Origin of the sequence: uncultured Planktomarina sp., assembly GCA_943788425.1 — a bacterium.
Lineage (GTDB): Bacteria > Pseudomonadota > Alphaproteobacteria > Rhodobacterales > Rhodobacteraceae > Planktomarina.
The window spans coordinates 34,579-50,816 of sequence record CALSQF010000001.1 but is presented as its reverse complement, the minus strand read 5'-3'; the positions used below and the strand labels follow the sequence as shown (position 1 = coordinate 50,816).

17 protein-coding genes are annotated in these 16,238 nt (G+C 53.2%); 9 read left to right on the top strand and 8 right to left on the bottom strand.

Going from position 1 to position 16,238, the window contains the following annotated elements; translation table 11 throughout:
- Positions 1-5 precede the first annotated feature (5 nt).
- The gene (eda, locus tag ABLW18_RS00260; protein WP_347822905.1) at positions 6-638 is read left to right on the top strand and encodes a bifunctional 4-hydroxy-2-oxoglutarate aldolase/2-dehydro-3-deoxy-phosphogluconate aldolase; all 633 of its coding nucleotides are present in this window, start codon (positions 6-8) and stop codon (positions 636-638) included.
- Here eda and ABLW18_RS00255 read toward each other — a convergent pair.
- Genes ABLW18_RS00255 through ABLW18_RS00245 form a run of 3 tightly spaced genes read right to left on the bottom strand, consistent with a single transcriptional unit; the run spans position 598 to position 3,641 of the window.
- Complete coding sequence (locus ABLW18_RS00255) at positions 598-897, bottom strand: hypothetical protein (RefSeq protein ID WP_347822904.1); 300 nt, start codon at positions 895-897, stop codon at positions 598-600. The genes eda and ABLW18_RS00255 overlap by 41 nt on opposite strands.
- On the bottom strand, positions 887-1,441 hold the full coding sequence (locus ABLW18_RS00250; RefSeq protein ID WP_347822903.1) for a hypothetical protein: 555 nt from the start codon (positions 1,439-1,441) through the stop codon (positions 887-889). Before ABLW18_RS00250 ends, ABLW18_RS00255 begins: the two co-directional genes overlap by 11 nt.
- Complete coding sequence (locus ABLW18_RS00245; RefSeq protein ID WP_347822902.1) at positions 1,383-3,641, bottom strand: glutamine-synthetase adenylyltransferase; 2,259 nt, start codon at positions 3,639-3,641, stop codon at positions 1,383-1,385. The genes ABLW18_RS00250 and ABLW18_RS00245 overlap by 59 nt, the downstream gene beginning before the upstream one ends.
- A gap of 45 nt (positions 3,642-3,686) precedes the next feature.
- On the opposite strand from ABLW18_RS00245, the gene ABLW18_RS00240 reads away from it, so the two are divergent.
- The 3 genes from ABLW18_RS00240 (at position 3,687) to ABLW18_RS00230 (ending at position 5,165) form a co-directional block, all read left to right on the top strand.
- Positions 3,687-4,160 (top strand): YbaK/EbsC family protein, encoded by a 474-nt coding sequence (locus ABLW18_RS00240; protein ID WP_347822901.1) that lies wholly within the window; start codon positions 3,687-3,689, stop codon positions 4,158-4,160.
- 161 nt (positions 4,161-4,321) lie between these two features.
- Positions 4,322-4,672 carry a DUF2852 domain-containing protein gene (locus tag ABLW18_RS00235; RefSeq protein ID WP_347822900.1) on the top strand — a complete coding sequence of 117 codons (351 nt, stop codon included), beginning with the start codon at positions 4,322-4,324 and terminating at the stop codon, positions 4,670-4,672.
- Between the two features lie 352 nt (positions 4,673-5,024).
- Entirely contained in the window at positions 5,025-5,165 is a 141-nt protein-coding gene (locus ABLW18_RS00230; protein ID WP_347822899.1) for a hypothetical protein, read from the top strand.
- A gap of 118 nt (positions 5,166-5,283) precedes the next feature.
- On the opposite strand, the gene ABLW18_RS00225 is transcribed toward ABLW18_RS00230, so the two are convergent.
- The 4 genes from ABLW18_RS00225 to ABLW18_RS00210 form a co-directional block, all read right to left on the bottom strand.
- Positions 5,284-5,505 (bottom strand): hypothetical protein, encoded by a 222-nt coding sequence (locus tag ABLW18_RS00225; RefSeq protein WP_347822898.1) that lies wholly within the window; start codon positions 5,503-5,505, stop codon positions 5,284-5,286.
- The gene (locus ABLW18_RS00220) at positions 5,498-6,649 is read right to left on the bottom strand and encodes an aromatic ring-hydroxylating dioxygenase subunit alpha (protein WP_347822897.1); all 1,152 of its coding nucleotides are present in this window, start codon (positions 6,647-6,649) and stop codon (positions 5,498-5,500) included. Before ABLW18_RS00220 ends, ABLW18_RS00225 begins: the two co-directional genes overlap by 8 nt.
- Before the next feature lie 133 nt (positions 6,650-6,782).
- Positions 6,783-7,340: an acetolactate synthase small subunit gene (gene ilvN / locus ABLW18_RS00215; RefSeq protein ID WP_347822896.1), complete on the bottom strand. Its 558-nt coding sequence runs from the start codon at positions 7,338-7,340 to the stop codon at positions 6,783-6,785.
- Positions 7,341-7,351: 11 nt separating this feature from the next.
- Positions 7,352-9,103, bottom strand: coding sequence for an acetolactate synthase 3 large subunit (locus ABLW18_RS00210; RefSeq protein ID WP_347822895.1), 1,752 nt, complete (start codon positions 9,101-9,103; stop codon positions 7,352-7,354).
- Positions 9,104-9,171: 68 nt separating this feature from the next.
- On the opposite strand from ABLW18_RS00210, the gene ABLW18_RS00205 reads away from it, so the two are divergent.
- The 5 genes from ABLW18_RS00205 to ABLW18_RS00185 all read left to right on the top strand — a co-directional run bounded on the left by ABLW18_RS00205 (position 9,172) and on the right by ABLW18_RS00185 (position 15,306).
- On the top strand, positions 9,172-9,300 hold the full coding sequence (locus ABLW18_RS00205; RefSeq protein WP_347822894.1) for a hypothetical protein: 129 nt from the start codon (positions 9,172-9,174) through the stop codon (positions 9,298-9,300).
- Positions 9,301-9,564: 264 nt separating this feature from the next.
- Positions 9,565-10,101 carry a hypothetical protein gene (locus tag ABLW18_RS00200; protein ID WP_347822893.1) on the top strand — a complete coding sequence of 179 codons (537 nt, stop codon included), beginning with the start codon at positions 9,565-9,567 and terminating at the stop codon, positions 10,099-10,101.
- Between the two features lie 767 nt (positions 10,102-10,868).
- A complete protein-coding gene (locus tag ABLW18_RS00195) occupies positions 10,869-11,960 on the top strand; it encodes a TRAP transporter substrate-binding protein (protein ID WP_347822892.1) in 1,092 nt (363 codons plus the stop codon).
- A gap of 122 nt (positions 11,961-12,082) precedes the next feature.
- Positions 12,083-12,940, top strand: coding sequence for a TRAP transporter small permease subunit (locus ABLW18_RS00190; protein WP_347823232.1), 858 nt, complete (start codon positions 12,083-12,085; stop codon positions 12,938-12,940).
- 11 nt (positions 12,941-12,951) lie between these two features.
- Positions 12,952-15,306: a TRAP transporter large permease subunit gene (locus ABLW18_RS00185; RefSeq protein WP_347822891.1), complete on the top strand. Its 2,355-nt coding sequence runs from the start codon at positions 12,952-12,954 to the stop codon at positions 15,304-15,306.
- Positions 15,307-15,383: 77 nt separating this feature from the next.
- On the opposite strand, the gene ABLW18_RS00180 is transcribed toward ABLW18_RS00185, so the two are convergent.
- Positions 15,384-16,205, bottom strand: a complete 822-nt coding sequence (locus ABLW18_RS00180; protein WP_347822890.1) for an arginyltransferase — start codon at positions 16,203-16,205, stop codon at positions 15,384-15,386.
- Positions 16,206-16,238 lie beyond the last annotated feature (33 nt).

Here is a 16,238-nt window from a genome sequence, read left to right as displayed (position 1 = left end):
AAGACATGACACATTCAGATATGATCGCAAAAGTTTGCAATGCCGCCCCTGTCATTCCGGTTTTAACCATCGACCGGGTGGAGGATGCGCAGCCCCTGGCCCGCGCCCTCGTGGCGGGGGGGTTACCTGCTTTGGAAATCACCCTGCGCACCGCAGCCGCGATGGAGGCGATTGCTGCCGTCGCTGAGGTTGAAGGCGCCATGGCTGGGGTTGGAACGCTGCTCACCGCCGCGCACATCCGCGATGCAAAGTCTGCCGGAGCAACCTTTGGCGTCTCGCCCGGCGCAACAGAAACTTTAATTCAAGCTGCGCAGGACTATGATTTACCACTTCTGCCCGGTGCGGCCACTGCAACGGAGGCGATGCGGCTCTTGGAGCAAGGTTTCGTTTTTCAAAAATTCTTTCCGGCAGAAGCCGCTGGCGGCGCGCCGGCCCTTGGATCCATGGCCGGACCCTTGCCGCAAATTACCTTTTGCCCCACGGGCGGCGTGACACCCGAAAATGCGAAAACCTATCTCGCTCTGCCCAATACGCGTTGTGTCGGTGGCAGCTGGATTGCACCAAAGGCGTTGATTGACGCGGGAGATTGGGATCAAATTACACAGATCGCCCGTCGCGCCGCTGACCTTCTGGCGTGACACGACCCGCCCGTCCCCCGCGCCTGACTTTTTCAGGCGCCGGGGCCAATGCGGCCTGCAAGACCGCTGTCATCGGGTGATCGGGCTGCTCCGCGCCGTAATGGGCGATACAAAAAGCAATATGGGCCGCTGGATCTGCCGCCTGTGGTACTTGAACAGCCCAATCAAAGAAGATGGTCTTACACTCCGGCGGAGTTATTCCCTCAATCCGGTAACTTTCCCGGATCAAGCCTTTGGGATCCACATCTTCAACCTTCACTGCCCTGCCCTTCACTTTGTCCCAATACTTGGTCGATCACCTGCGCGCATCGCTGACGGTGTTCTGCGATCACCTGTTTGAAATCGACCTCTGGTCCCATCTGCATGATCCGGCGCACGCGGGCAAGGCCACCTTCGGCACTGGCCTCGGATTGAACATCGGTGCCACACATAAGATGATGCAGAAGGCGTAAATCCGACAGCCAATCGTGTGATCGCGCCAAACAGGCGAAATCGGCGATCACAGGGGTTTGCCCATGTTGTGCGCTGTGCAGTTGGGCAGCGGTAGCCCCGTCTGGGCAGTTTTGCATCAGCGCCATGCCCTGTGCCACCAACTCAATGTCTTGCAAGCCCCCAGACCCGCGCTTGAGATCCCAAAGCCCCAATTGCGGCTTTCCATCTGCCAGCCGGGCCCGCATGTCGCGCAGCCCTTTTAATATATTGGGCCAGTCAGCCTTTTCTTCCAAAATCTGTTGACGCAATCGCTCAACGGTTTCGCGAAATGCAGCGGCGCCTGTGATGACACGCCCGCGGGTGAGCGCCAAATGCTCCCAAGTCCAAGCCTCCGAGCGCTGGTAGCTCTCGAACCCAGCAAGGGAGGTCGCCACCGGCCCGGCTCTGCCCGAAGGGCGCAGGCGCATATCCACTTCGTAAAGCCGCCCATGGGCCGTCGGAGCCGTCAAGGCGGTGATGAGAGCTTGGGTCAAACGCGAAAAATATTGGCGGCACGACAGGGGTTTGGCGCCATTGGACTGGCAGGTTCACATCCGCGTCAAAAATCAAAATCATGTCGAGATCTGACTGAGAATTCAATTGTCCCGCGCCCAGCGAGCCCATGGCCAATATGGCGCAATCAGACTCAGGAATATGCCCATATTTAAGGGCAAAGTTTTGGTGAACGAGATCAAAGACCGCAGTCAAAACCGCCTCTGCCAGCTGCGCATAATGGCTTGCGGCTTCATGGGGCAGGGTTAGGCCCTCCAGCAAATGCACGCCGATACGGAAATGCCACTCTTTGGTCCAAATGCGGGCCAAATCCAGAGCGGTTTCATAATCTGACGCCGCCGCAAGTCGCTTGGCCAGCTGCTCTGCCAGAACCTCCGGACCAGGCCAGGGCGCAAAAAACTCTCCGCTCAGCACGGCATCCAGCACCCCGGAATTGCGCGCCAAATATTGCGCCAAAGCCGGGGCACTCACCACAATATCCGTCAAGAGCTCAACCAGTTTTGGATTGGCCGCAAAGAGTGAAAATACTTGAATACCTGCCGGCAATCCTCGCAAAAAATTATCAAAATGAATGAGAGCTTCTTTTGGGTCTGGTGCCTTTTGCAATCGTGACAAGATGTCAGGGCGCAATGTATCAAACAACACAGTCGCCCGCTCTGAACGCATGGCCGCATAGCTTGGCCAATACTGGGTAATCTCGTGGTGGTCATCTAACGCGACCTCTGGTGCATGGGTTGGCGCGGACGCGAAGAATGACTCCGTGATGGCATGAACTGCATTCAAATGCGCTCCAGTCTGAGTCAGAAATTCAGGTACGGACAGTCCCAACAATCCCGCAACAGGTCCAATTCCCTCATCCGATGTAGGAACGCTTTGGGTTTGCGCATCGCGGACCATTTGAATGGCGTGTTCCGTGTGCCGCAAAATTCGATAGCTGCGCTGCAATTGGTTCTTGGTGGCCTCGGTGATCCAGTCTTTTGCTGCCAGTTGGTCCAATGCCACGAGAGTTTGGCACGATCTCAACCCCGCATCCCGTCCCCCTGAAATGAGCTGCCGCGTTTGGGTGAAAAATTCGATCTCGCGAATACCGCCACGGCCCAATTTCACATCATGACCGGGCACGTGGATCGCTCCTCGCGCGCCGGTTTTCGTACGGATTTTCAACCGTAGCGCATGGGCTTCTTCGATCGCGGCAAAATCAAGATAACGGCGCCATACAAAGGGGACCATCTGATCTAGGAACTCCGCACCAGCCTTGCGATTCCCTGCACAAACCCGCGCTTTGATAAACGCCGCCCGCTCCCATGTGCGGCCCAGACTTTCATAATAGTCCAGTGCAGAGCTCATCGCAACGCAAATCGGCGTCACGGAGGGATCAGGCCGCAAGCGCAGATCCGTACGAAACACATAGCCATGCTCCGTAATGTCATTGAGCAATTTGGTTGCCGCCCGGGTGGCCCTAACTAAGATTTGCCGGCGTTGCGCTGCTTCAAAATGATCCATATCACGATCATCAAACATCACCACGAGATCAATATCTGAAGAATAATTCAGCTCTCCCGCCCCCATTTTGCCCATGGCTATGACGAATAAGCCAGACTCTTCAGGCAGCTTGCCCGAGGCTTGATAGGGAGCCAATGCAGCCTGAAAGGCCAAACTCACCGCTTGGTCAGCGAAATCTGTCAGGGCTTGCGTCGATTGCGTCAATGAGTAGGCGCCAGAGACTTCCGCCATAGCCAAGAAACCTGCAACCCGCCGCTTGGCGCGTCGCAGCCCTGCGGCGATATCATTGTCGCTGTCTTTAGGCAGCACGTCTTGCAGCGGCGCCGCCAAAGTGACAGCCTCCGCGAGCCAGTCTTGCTCTTTGCGCAGCAGCTCGCAAAGATAGGGGCTGCAACCGCCAATACCCGTCAGAATTTCCGCCAAAGCGCCACGTGCACCCCAATCGGCCGCAAGCGCTTGGCCTCGGGCGGTTTCGACTGCAATGGGACTGCGTTGGATTGACTCGATGAGTAACATAACGCCAAACTGCGGAGCAAGTGAGACAAGGTCAATGGGGTCGCCATGAGTAAAAGCCTAAAACGGGTAAAATCTGCACTCTTTGCCGCCGATCCGTCCCTTGAGGTTATCGAAACAGGTCAGGCCACCACAGCCAAAGCCGCCGCATTAAGCTTGGGCTGTGCAGTCGATCAGATTGCAAAATCTATTCTCTTCGAAGGTGACTTAAGCGGACATCTTTATCTGTTTGTGACAGCTGGCGCGCGGCAGGTCGATCTCGAACAAGCGGCGCTATTGGCCGATGAGCCATTGGGCAAAACAGATGCTGCCAGCATACGCGCCGTAACTGGTTTTGCCATTGGCGGGGTGAGCCCTGTGGGGCATCTAACCGAGATAAGTACATTTTTCGATGAGACGCTGCTCAATTATCAAAAGATATACGCGGCCGCTGGCACGCCTATTCATGTATTTGGCTGCGCGCCCCTGCAGATGGCATATCTGTGTCAGGGGCTGATTTCTGCCTTCAGTCGGCAAATGTAAAAAAGATTTACATACCCTTTTGCAAAACCAGAAGCCCCCTCCCACCTTGCAAATGTAAACATTATTTACATCAACAAAGGAGACCACAACGACTACCCCTCGCCCAAGAAGCCTCGCACCACTCTGCAAAAGACTGATGGGTAACGGCTTGTGAAAACTGGATGGATCGCAGAGGCAAAGGCGCCTGGCTCGCCGCGATGGTCCTTGGGTTCGTCCTTTTTTGGCCGCTGGGTCTCGCCCTTCTGTTTTATATGATCTGGAGCAATCGCATGTTTTCAAATTCTAAGTCTTGTTCACGTACAAAATCTTTTTACCGACGCGATGCAGCGAGCGGCAATACTGCATTTGACCCCTATAATGCCAGCACCCTGCGCCGGCTTGAGGAAGAGCAACTCGAATTTGAATCCTTCATGGACCGTCTTCGGGCGGCTAAGGATCAAACAGAATTTGACGAATTCATGAAAGACCGGAGCCGCAAGACACATGATAAAGCAGCCCAGTCTGAGGCTTAACCGACGACACCGCTCCGCCCCTCTGGGGCGGAGCGGCATTGCGAAAAATTGATTATGACCGATTTACCTGATCCTATTGAACACGCAGCCTATTATTACGATGTGAACCTCAGCGTCTGATCGCTTGGTTTATTGACACCGTGGCCATCACTTTCCTTATCAGACTGCTTACCTTGGGGATTGGGTTTTTCTTTTTTCGGGTCTCTGGCTCATTGTGGGATTTTTCTATCGGTTCCTTGGCCTGGCTGTATACTCTTCCACGATGGGTATGCGGATGACCGGCATCGAATTTCTCCAATGACACGGTCGCCCCTTCGATGGGCTTTATGCACTTTTGCATACAGTCGGTACAATGATCGCCTATGCCATCAGCTTACAAATCGTATCGGTGATCTTGATGCTGATCACCTCTCGAAAACAGGGCTTGGTGGATCTTATTTTGGCAACGGCGGTTGTTAACCGAGCGGCGCGTCAATTGTCCGATCAGATCTAAGACCTCTGCCCAACAGAACATTATGGCAGATAGTCCCCGCCCGGTGGCGACACCGGGCGGGCAGCCTCTTTTTTTCAACGGCGCAATCAAATATTGTGCCGCCCGTATGACGGTCAGCTCATTCCCGCCCTAAGGCCGAAAGCCGGGCATGCAGGCTCTCTCGGCTTGGGTGGCCAAGCTCTAGGGCGTATATATGCGCATAGGTCAGAAAGAAGCATTCGCGATCCACGTCGCGAGCCAGATCTGCCGCCTGCGTATAAAGGGTCACAAGCGCGATGCGATCATCTCGGGCATGGGCTTTGAGAATCAAAGCATCGAGCGCGCCATCCCTTTTAGCCACGATGGGCTGCAATTTTGCCCGCCACCCAATCGTGATAACAATGGGTCGCCTCATCCATGACAGGGCTAAAACGCCCCCCGTCGAAGGTTGGCGCGTGCCGCCCTGATTGCATGCCTTCGACAACGAAAATGTCTTCCTCAAAGACTTCTTTCCATTGCTGCGTATTCATCGCGCGATTTTTCGCCTCAGTGTCGTCGGAGGCATAGTATAGATGGATATGCTCAACCATTTTATCATGCGCTTTCGGTTCAAGCACGATGGCAAAGGCGTGATCACGCTGCACGCCCAAAAGGACATTGGGGTAGACGGTAATATATTCCGCACCTTCGTTCCATTTCTCAGATAGACCCGGAAAATCTGGAAAGGCAGGAGCGCCATCCTCCGCCTTAAATTGCCGGTAAACCAGCGTACCCTGACCAGAGAATTTGCCGTATTCGACGATGTTGTAGTGATCTTCCAGCCGCGAATAGCTGTTGAGCCCCGGATGTACCCAGGGCAAATGATAGCTTTCGCAATAGTTTTCCACCGCAAGTTTGTAATTGGCCGCAAGCTCCAGCTCAAAGCAGCTGTCTGCCCCACCGTGGTATAGGGGGCTGTCGAATTCGGACCAACGCGCGATAAGGTTGGAATGCACCTCGGTAAACTCTGGCGCCGCGCCAGATATGTTGATGAAAACCACATCGCGCCAAACATGGCTGCGCACCTCATTGAGGCCGAGATCTTCTTTAACAATGCTTGGATGGGTGTTGTGGCCCGCGCCACCCACATGCGGAGTGGAGACCAGCTCACCCTTGGTTGAATAGCACCAAGAATGATAGGGGCAGCGAATTGCCCCTTCAATTGTTTTCGCTTCATGCACCAATTGCATACCACGATGGCGACAGATATTCTCAAACACCCGTAAATCACCGTACTTATCTCGCATTAGCAGCAGGGGCATGCCAAGAAATTGGATCGGTTTGGCATCACCTGGATTTGGCACATCCGCACCGACCGCAAGACCAGCCCAAGTGGCCTTGAGCACGGCCTCGCTTTCTTCGGCAAAGACAGCTGGATCAATATAATGGACATTGGCCAAACCGTTGGCCCGCTCCACCGATTGCTGAACCGAAGCAATATCGGTTTGTATATAATCTTTGGCCATAGCTATCTCCGTTTTCTTTGGAGATACGCCCGAATTGCGCGGAAAACTTTTCTCGGCGCGACCAAAACCCCGCCTCTGCGACGCTTGGATGTCGATTTTTGACCTCACCGACCCAGATTTACAACGCGCAAAGTTAACCGCGCGAGAGTGCTGCCACACCCGTGCGGGCCATCTCTGACAATCCAAGTGGACGCATAAGATCTGCGAAAGCATCGATTTTTTCTGGGCTACCAACAACTTCAAACGTGAAGCTATCTAAAGTACTGTCCACCACATTGGCGCGGAAAACATCGGCAAGGCGCAGCGCCTCAACCCGTTTTTCGCCCTTGCCACTGACTTTGAACAAAGACAATTCCCGCTCCACCGAGGGGCCTTCAACTGTGAGGTCATGCACATCGTAAACCGGAATGATCCGGCCCAGCTGCGCCTTGATCTGCTCGATGATTTGCGGCGTGCCGCTGGTGACAATGGTGATCCGGCTGGTGTGCCCCTCGTGATCCACTTCTGCCACAGTCAGGCTCTCAATATTATAACCGCGTCCCGAAAACAGGCCAATGACACGCGCCAAAACGCCCGGCTCATTTGCCACAATTACCGCCAAGGTGTGACGCTCATTCAGATCGGCATGACCAGAGCGCAGGTTATAGGCAGATTTCGAAGACATACCTTTAGTAATGTTCAATGCGTTCATGTGATCTATCCTCAAACTAATACCGAACCGGAGGCGTCGATAGCGCCTTTGATGGCAGCGTCGCCCAAAAGCATTTCGTTATGCGCTTTGCCTGATGGGATCATCGGGAAACAGTTTTCATGTTTTTCCACCAAACAATCAAAGATCACCGGACCATCAAAGGCCAGCATTTCCATAATGGCCTCATCGAGATCCGCCGGGTCTGAACACAGAATGCCTTTGGCACCAAAAGCCTCCGCCAGTTTCACGAAATCAGGCAAGGATTCGGACCAGCTTTGCGAATAACGCTCGCCATGCAGCAACTCTTGCCATTGGCGCACCATGCCAAGGCGTTCATTGTTCAAAATGAACTGTTTCACAGGCAAGCCATATTGCATAGCCGTGCCCATTTCTTGCATATTCATCAACCAGCTGGCCTCGCCAGCCACGTTGATCACCAGGCTGCTCGGATGGGCCACCTGCGCCCCAATGGAGGCCGGAACCCCATACCCCATCGTGCCAAGCCCGCCAGAGGTCATCCAGCGATTGGGATCGTTAAAGGTCATATATTGTGCCGCCCACATCTGATGCTGGCCAACTTCTGTCGTGATGTAACGATCATGATCTTTCGTCAGCGCTTCGAGACGCTCAAGCGCATATTGCGGCTTGATGACTTTGCTGTCTGCGGCATAATCAAGGCAGCGAATTTTACGCCACCCATCAATTTCCGCCCACCAAGTTTTCAGCGCTTTGGAATTTGTCTCACGCCCACGGGCCTTCCACACTTTAAGCATATCTTCCAACACATGCGCCACGTCTCCTAGGATCGGAATATCGACACGGATCACTTTGTTGATTGAGGAGGCGTCAATATCGATATGCGCTTTGGTTGACCCCGGGCTAAAAGAATCGAGGCGACCGGTGATCCGGTCATCAAATCGTGCGCCAATATTAATCATCAGATCGCAATCATGCATCGCCATATTCGCTTCATACAGACCGTGCATGCCCAACATGCCCAGCCAGTTGTCGCCGTTACCGGGATAACAGCCAAGCCCCATAAGGGTCGAAGTGATCGGGAAATTAGTGGCCTCAACCAGTTCGCGCAGCAATTGGCTAGCAACCGGACCCGAGTTGATAACCCCGCCACCAGTGTAGAAAATTGGTTTCTGCGCAGTTTCCATCGCCGCAACCAAGGCCGTGATCGCATCGAGATCACCCTTGAGCTGAGGTTGATAATGCGATTTCATTTTTGCCGGCCCTTCATAGGTGCCATTGGCAAATTGCACATCTTTGGGGATGTCCACCAAAACCGGTCCCGGCCGACCGGAACAAGCGACATGGAAAGCAGTGTGAAGAGTGTTTGCCAAAGCGTTCGTGTCTTTGACCAACCAATTGTGTTTCGTGCATGGGCGCGTAATGCCAACCGTATCTGCCTCTTGAAACGCATCGGAGCCGATCATGAAGGTCGGTACCTGCCCTGTCAGCACAACCAACGGAATGCTGTCCATCAAAGCATCCGTCAGACCTGTGACCGCATTGGTTGCGCCCGGACCTGAGGTGACAAGAACCACTCCAGGCTTGCCGGTCGAGCGCGCATAGGCTTCAGCAGCATGCACCGCACCTTGTTCATGACGCACCAGAAAATGCTTGATGCTATTTTGTAGAAAAATTTCATCATAAATCGGCAGAACAGCGCCGCCGGGGTATCCAAACACCGTATCAACCCCTTGATCAATCAAGGCCTGTACCACCATTTTTGCGCCGGACATTGTTTGGGTCATCTTAATTCACTTTCATTCTTGGCATAAAAAAACCCCCGTTTTCAGGGGGCATGGGCGAGGCGAATACCATGGGTCCGGTATCAGCAGCGGCCCTCTTGCCGCAGGACGACGATTTTATTCATGTCGATCATGCCTTGGTTTCCTATTCTGACGCTAACTTATGGCCCGCCACTGAGAGCGTCAACCGGGTTTTGTAAATTTTCTGACAAAAAAAGACTGGTTTGGGGTTTTTTATTTCGTAAAGATCCACATTTCAGAAAGAATTGAAATTCATCCGGTTGCAAAATTCAAAAGCAAACGCTCCGATTGGGATGAATTTTTTCGTCTACTATTAGCAATTCTTTCATCACTGCAAGGTTATGAAGCCCACAGAGGCATTGGCGCAAGACGCGGTAGAGCTGGCTCCGGGTCATCACCATGGGCTGAGGGCTTTGGTCTGCGCGCAAAAGCAGGAGATAAAAATGAAACAGACATGCATAACACTGGCGGTAATATCCTTAATTCAGATCAGCGCATCAGCACCGGAATTGACCTATTATGAAAGCCGGTTGAATTATCAAAATCAGGAATCGAACAGCAACATCGCACGGCGTGCAAATCTGAACCTTGGATTTGAAGCTGGCGGGAACCAATATGGGCTGCGCTACATTCACCGCAACTCTGCGAACAACCCAAGCACGCAGGAAGCGAACATCTCTTTTGGATCGCATTTGACTAACAGATTGTTCATCGAAGGCATGGTATCCTCCAAGAAGGGCGATACCTCTGACAACCGCGGCTACGGGTTTCGGTCAGAATATCAAACATCACTTGGCCGGCTTGGCGCTTTTTACCGTACATGGGATGATGAAGAGGCGAATACCAGAATTTACTCCACCTTTGAAGCCTTGCCGAGGGTGTTCAGCGAAATAGTTCGCTACCAAAGTCGCACGCCAACGAAAACCGATACGTCCTTCGATATCGTCGCGAGCTATGAAACACAAACAAATGGTTTATAATTCGCCACCTCCCGCGAAACCGACGACGATCATAGTTGGAAGTACGCCCTATCCGGCGACTATCAATCTGAAAACGAGCACTTTCTAGCTGGATTTGGCCAACGAGGCCATGACAATAGCGCAACACTCCTGGCTTTTGGCTTTGGCGGATCCTACGATGTCACAGACCACAACTCCTTGGCCGTGGTCATAGGTCAACACCGTAAGAGCGGCGCATCAGACACTGATATTTCGTTAACCTTAAACTGGTCCTTCGGTGATGCTCCCAATGCGGAACGGGCGATTGCTGATACACAAACCAAAGCCTACCGCATCGCATTTATTCGGTAACTCCTAAACCCTAGATCAATCCCCTAGGGATTGGTCTAGGTCAAAACGCAAAACATATGACATATTTGCAATAGCTTAGAACCGGGGCCATGCGCCAAAGTCATGCGTCGTGACACCATGCACGCCCGCCGTCGCAGCCCTTAGCTGTGACAGCTGGCCCATCAGCGACCGCCGCTTCCACCCATGCACATTTGGTTGCCCGCCCAGCTCCCGTAGTTCATTCCCATAGGCCATTGCCTTGTGCTGGGCGACTTTGTGACAGCCCTGACCGCGATATGGTTTTCGACACGGCCTTTCACTCTGAAAACTCCCCGAAAATAACCGGTAAAGGAATAACATGTTGTTTGTTGATTTTTTGCTGCTATCTTTGATGTTCTATTAACGATCAGTCGGAGGCGTGTTGTACGCCGCCCGATATTTCTATGGGAGGAAAATATATGGATCGTCGTTCTTTTCTAAAGGCCTCTGCTCTTGGCGGCGGCGCGGCTGCAGTGTCCTCACTGGCAGCTCCGGCAATCGCGGGCGGTCATGCACGCACGCTCACAATGGTTACATCCTGGCCCCGCGGCTTTGCGGTTCTTGACGATGCTGCGACCTATTTCAATGAAGCGGTGAACGCCATGTCCGGCGGCGAATTGGTCATTGAGAAAAAAGCACCTGGTGAATTGGTTGGCGCATTCGAAGTGTTCGATGCTGTGACCTCCGGTCAGGCCGATATGTATCACTCAGCCGATTACTATTTCTTGGGCCAACACCCCGGATACGCCTTCTACACAGCCGTTCCATTTGGCGCTACGGCGCAAGAGCTGACCAATTGGTACTACCACGATGGCGGTCAAGACCTGCACGACGAATTGGGCAGCATTTTTGGCTTGAAGTCTTTCTTGGCGGGTAACTCCGGCTCACAGTCCGGTGGGTGGTTCCGCAAAGAAATCAATTCAGCACAAGACTTGGCCGGCTTGCGGTTCCGTATGCCGGGCCTTGGTGGTCAGGTTCTGGGGAAACTGGGCGTTTCGGTACAAAACATCCCAGGCGGCGAGCTTTATCAAGCGCTTTCCTCTGGCGCTTTGGATGGTCTTGAGTGGGTTGGGCCATTTGCTGATGAACGTGCAGGCTTCCAAGAAGTCGCGAAAATTTACTATACAGCCGGCTTCCACGAGCCAGGTTCCGGGCTTGCCTGCGGCATGAACTTGGATGTCTGGAACGATTTGTCAGATCAGCACAAAGCCATCATCGACAATGCAACAAAAGCTACAACGCATTATCAACTGTCGCAGACTTTGGCCAACAACGGCGCTGCCTTGGCTCGTTTGCAGGCTCAGGGCGTGCAAACGCTGCAATTCTCTGATGATGTTTGGGATGCATTCGGCGCAGCTTCAAAAGAAGTTCTGGACGAAAATATGGGCGACGAACTCTTCGCGCGTATCCGCAACTCTTTCGACGCATCTTTGGCGAAATCCTCCGATTGGATCTTGAAATCTGACGGTGAATTTGTGTCTCAGCGCAACCGCGTTTTGGCCAACGGCTAAATCTTTAGAGAGGGCCCTGGGAGTTCAGGGCCCTTTTTCATGCCCGGCATTCGGGCTCAGAATGCAAAGATTTGGGGGGATAGGTGTTGGACTGGTTCATCTGGTTTTTTCAAAGCCTCGTAATGGCTTTCTACAATATTGGCTATGCGATCACACATCCCGCCCTATGGCTGGATTGGACCGAAGGCAAAGCGGTCATGCGGTTCATATATTATGGGGCCTCTCAAGAACTGTTTTTCGCAGTTCTAGCCCTATTTCTCACCCTCACGGCTCTGGGCCTGTGGCGCAACGCCATCCTTTGGGGTGCTGTCCGGATCCTGGAAGGATTTGCTAATACCGTCGGCCGCTTTGCAGCTTGGGCCGGCCTATTGATGGTGTTGCAGCAAATTGTGATTGTCTTCATTCAACGGATTTTCTTGGAGGCACAAATCACCTTCGGATTTGGCGTTGGTTTAAGCAAGGACATCAGCTGGTACGCAGAAGAGCTTAAATTTTACAACGCGATGATCGTGTGCCTTTGCGCCGCCTATACCTTTGTTCAAGGCGGGCATGTGCGGGTGGATTTAATTTATTCGGTCGTCAGCTATCGCGCCAAACGGATCATTGATATGCTGGGCAGCCTGTTTTTCATGGTGCCAGCTGCGGTGCTCACTTGGATGTACTCTTGGTATTTTCTCTGGCGGCACCTGGTCACGCCAAAAGTATCGGCCAGTGACACGCTGCAACGGTTGGTTGACGGAAAATCACGCGCGTTTAAGTGGAATGTGGAAACAATTGGGTTTTCCCCCAATGGGTTCAACGCATATTTTCTGTTTAAAATTTTGCTGGTGCTTTTCTGTGCCATGATCATTCTGCAAGCGATTGCATTTTTCTACCGGTCATATTTGGAAATGAATGAGGGCGAAGCCTCTGACGGCAAATACCTCGATCGAGATCAACTTGGCGACGCAGAGGCCGAATTGGCCGCAGACATTCATTAGGGGCTAGAGCTATGATTTTTGGATTAGATGGCGTCGAAATTGGCCTATTGATCGTCTTTCTCTGCCTATTTGGCGGGATTCTCTCAGGCTTTCCGGTGGCCTTTGCCATTGGTGGCGCCGCTGTCATCTCTTTTGGCATCATTGCTGCTTTGGACAGCGGTGGGCTGTTGATCCACCAAGCAATTGACAAATCCTCTGCTGAGTTTGGCGCGCTGATGGGCAAAGGTATTAAAGCGGATACGGTAAGCGTCTTCCGATACCCCGATTTGCCACGCATTGAGGTACCTGTCTTCGCCAATGGCTGGGAAGTGGCGCTGGATCGGAATGTGTCTTTCATTGTCAACCGGATCAACGAGCGGGTCTTGGCGGGACAATCTATCGAGACACTTTTGGCGGTTTTGATGTTTGTTTTGATGGGCATCACTCTGGAACGGTCCAAAATTGCCAATGATCTTTTGACTACCATGGCGCGGGTCTTTGGCCCCCTACCCGGTGGTCTCGCCGTCTCTGTGGTCGTCGTGGGCGCTTTTCTGGCTGCCTCAACCGGCATTGTTGGCGCGACGGTTGTCACCATGGGGCTGCTCAGCTTGCCAACCATGCTACGCAACGGCTATTCACCCGAGCTCTCCACCGGCGTGATCGCGGCCTCTGGTACCTTGGGGCAGATCATTCCGCCCTCTATTGTGATTGTGTTGTTGGGCACGCTTGCCGGTGATCTTTACTCGCGGGCCCAAGAGGTGCGGGCGCAATCTTTGGGTTGTACCGATGCCTTGACCTATCTGGGTGAGCCGGCGGTGGTCTCGGTCGGCACATTGTTCCAAGCGGCCCTTTTGCCTGGCATTTTGCTGGCCGGTCTCTATGCCGGTTATGCTTTTGTCTATGCGCTGATCAACCCGTCCAAGGCGCCCGCGGTGCAAATGGATGGCGGATCTGGGGAGTCCATCGGCCGGAATCACGCGTTACAATGGTTCTTAGCCGCCCCCATCGCCTTAATCGGGGGGGCCATCCTTCTGGGGCAGGCCAATATGATTGGCTCGCAGGACATTTCAGTCTCATCACGGTCTGAACTCTCAGAAGGCGCTTCGCTTCGAACCAATGTCGGGCCCGACTGCCAGGCGGCGATGATTGAGCTGCACGGGCAAGAGGCCTGGGATTTGGCGATTTCAGAACAGCAAGCGATCGCAGACGCGGGCGGTGCGGTGGAAAGCCGTGCCCTCACTGACCAGGAGATTGAAGATAATATTTCGCAGCGCGTCGCAGATGCTGCGCCCATCGGGCTCGGGATTGCAATTGGATTGATCCTGATGACGCTGGTTCTCACCACGGCACGGGGTGTGGCGCCACGGCAGGACTTCAAACCGCTGGCCATCGGCTTTGCTGGGGTGGCTTTGGGCCTGGTTATGGATATCGTTTTCGTCACTCCACGCACATCAGCAGGCGTCACCTTGATCCTTATGGTGCTGCCTATGGCGCTCATATTCTACGGGCTGCGCACTGCGGTGGCGCGTTTGGCAGAAAATGAGTTGATCCGAGTGGTCTTCCCGCCGCTCATTCTCATCGTCGCCGTGCTGGGATCGATACTTGGGGGCATCACCAACCCAACGCCCGCTGCGGCGCTTGGTGCGGGCGGAGCGATCATGCTGGCGGCCTTCCGCAAGTTAAAAGATGAAAATAAATCACCCAAGATCATCATCGGTTCGGCCTTCGCATTGGTGATCATGCTATTGGCCGGGATGAACTTTGATCTGCGCGTGCGGCAAGATGCGGTGTCCTTGGAAAGCTGGGTTGCCTTCTTTGTCGCTCAGGCGGCCTATCTCTATGCGCTCTTCGGGCTGCTCTATGCCTGTTGGACGTTGTTCCGCTCGGGCGTCCTAAGCCCGGTGGTGCGCGAGACGGCAAAGGTAACCTCTATGGTATTCACCATTTTGATTGGGTCGCAGTTGCTCAACCTGGTGGTGATTAGTTTTGGAGGCGAACACTATATCCAAGACTTCCTCAAGAGCTTTGACAGTGAATTCACAGTCTTCTTGATCGTGATGCTGGTTCTCTTTGTGCTGGGCTTTGTCCTCGATTTTCTCGAGATCATATATATCGTGATCCCCATAGTTGGCCCTGTGATTTATGGCGGAACAATGGATCCAAAATGGGTGACGATTATGATTGCGGTAAACTTGCAGACCTCATTCTTGACGCCGCCTTTTGGCTTCGCTCTGTTTTACCTGCGCGGTGTCGCGCCCAAAGAGGTGACGACCGGGCATATCTACCGCGGTGTTATCCCTTTCGTGTTGATCCAAGTTTTAGGGCTGTTGCTCTTGTTCTGGTTCCCATGGGTCGTAACAATCATCCCCAACCTTTTGGCGGGGTAGCTTCGATAATTCTCACCAAAAAGGGCGCCCCGTAGGGCGCCTTTTTTTACATAATACGCTTATATTACGAGACAGTTTCAGGTCTCGTGGCTATGTCTCACCTCAGGCATAGCGATTTGAGCGACCTGCTGAGAGATCGATTTAAACTCACACAGATTTTTATCGCGGCTGAAATCATCCTCAGAATCAAGCTGCCGCCACTGGCCATCTCGAAAAATTTCCACGCCTTTGAAACGTGCCTTGTAATCCATTTTTGGACTGCCAGGCACCCAATAGCCGAGATAGACATAGGGCAAGCCAGTTTCACGCGCCATCTCGATGTGATCAAGGATCATATAGGTGCCAATCGAGTCTTGCGGCCGCGACGTGTCAAAGAAACTATAGACCAATGACAGACCATCATCGAAAATATCTGTCAGACAAACCGCTGTTAGCTCCCCGACCGACCGCGTATATTCCATAACGCGGCTGGTCACAGGGGTTTCTTCGATCATTGAGGCGAATTCGAAAATATCCATTTCGGCCATGCCGCCCTGCGCGTGGCGCGCATCAAGGTAGCTGCGAAACAGATCATATTGCTGTTCGGTGGCCCAAGGGGCGATGCGCAAGCGGCGAAGCGGGGCGTTGCGCCTCAAAACCCGCTTTTGCGACCTGCTGGGCGCAAACTTGGCAACATCGATCCGTGCCGAAAGGCAGGCCGAGCAAGAGGCGCAGGCTGGACGATACAGAACATTTTGCGACCGCCTGAACCCTTGTTTTGACAAACTATTATTCAAAACTCCCGCATCCATCCCTTGCAAAGAGGTGAATAGCTTTCGCTCGAACCGGTCCTCGAGATAGGGACAAGGCTGCGGGGCGGTGACGTAGAATTGTGACGCTATGGGAACAGTATGCCGCATGATATCCAGTTAGGTTTTTTTCAAAGCCTATCA

Coding starts and splice junctions, on each gene's coding strand:
- ABLW18_RS00235 (WP_347822900.1), top strand. CDS start 4,322: ATGGATCGCAGAGGCAAAGGCGCCTGGCTCGCCGCGATGGTCCTTGGG.
- ABLW18_RS00205 (WP_347822894.1), top strand. CDS start 9,172: ATGGGTCCGGTATCAGCAGCGGCCCTCTTGCCGCAGGACGACGATTTT.
- ABLW18_RS00230 (WP_347822899.1), top strand. CDS start 5,025: ATGATCGCCTATGCCATCAGCTTACAAATCGTATCGGTGATCTTGATG.
- ABLW18_RS00220 (WP_347822897.1), bottom strand. CDS start 6,649: ATGGCCAAAGATTATATACAAACCGATATTGCTTCGGTTCAGCAATCG.
- ABLW18_RS00195 (WP_347822892.1), top strand. CDS start 10,869: ATGGATCGTCGTTCTTTTCTAAAGGCCTCTGCTCTTGGCGGCGGCGCG.
- ABLW18_RS00210 (WP_347822895.1), bottom strand. CDS start 9,103: ATGACCCAAACAATGTCCGGCGCAAAAATGGTGGTACAGGCCTTGATT.
- ABLW18_RS00180 (WP_347822890.1), bottom strand. CDS start 16,205: ATGCGGCATACTGTTCCCATAGCGTCACAATTCTACGTCACCGCCCCG.
- ABLW18_RS00240 (WP_347822901.1), top strand. CDS start 3,687: ATGAGTAAAAGCCTAAAACGGGTAAAATCTGCACTCTTTGCCGCCGAT.
- ABLW18_RS00185 (WP_347822891.1), top strand. CDS start 12,952: ATGATTTTTGGATTAGATGGCGTCGAAATTGGCCTATTGATCGTCTTT.
- ABLW18_RS00200 (WP_347822893.1), top strand. CDS start 9,565: ATGAAACAGACATGCATAACACTGGCGGTAATATCCTTAATTCAGATC.
- ilvN (WP_347822896.1), bottom strand. CDS start 7,340: ATGAACGCATTGAACATTACTAAAGGTATGTCTTCGAAATCTGCCTAT.
- eda (WP_347822905.1), top strand. CDS start 6: ATGACACATTCAGATATGATCGCAAAAGTTTGCAATGCCGCCCCTGTC.
- ABLW18_RS00190 (WP_347823232.1), top strand. CDS start 12,083: ATGGCTTTCTACAATATTGGCTATGCGATCACACATCCCGCCCTATGG.
- ABLW18_RS00245 (WP_347822902.1), bottom strand. CDS start 3,641: ATGTTACTCATCGAGTCAATCCAACGCAGTCCCATTGCAGTCGAAACC.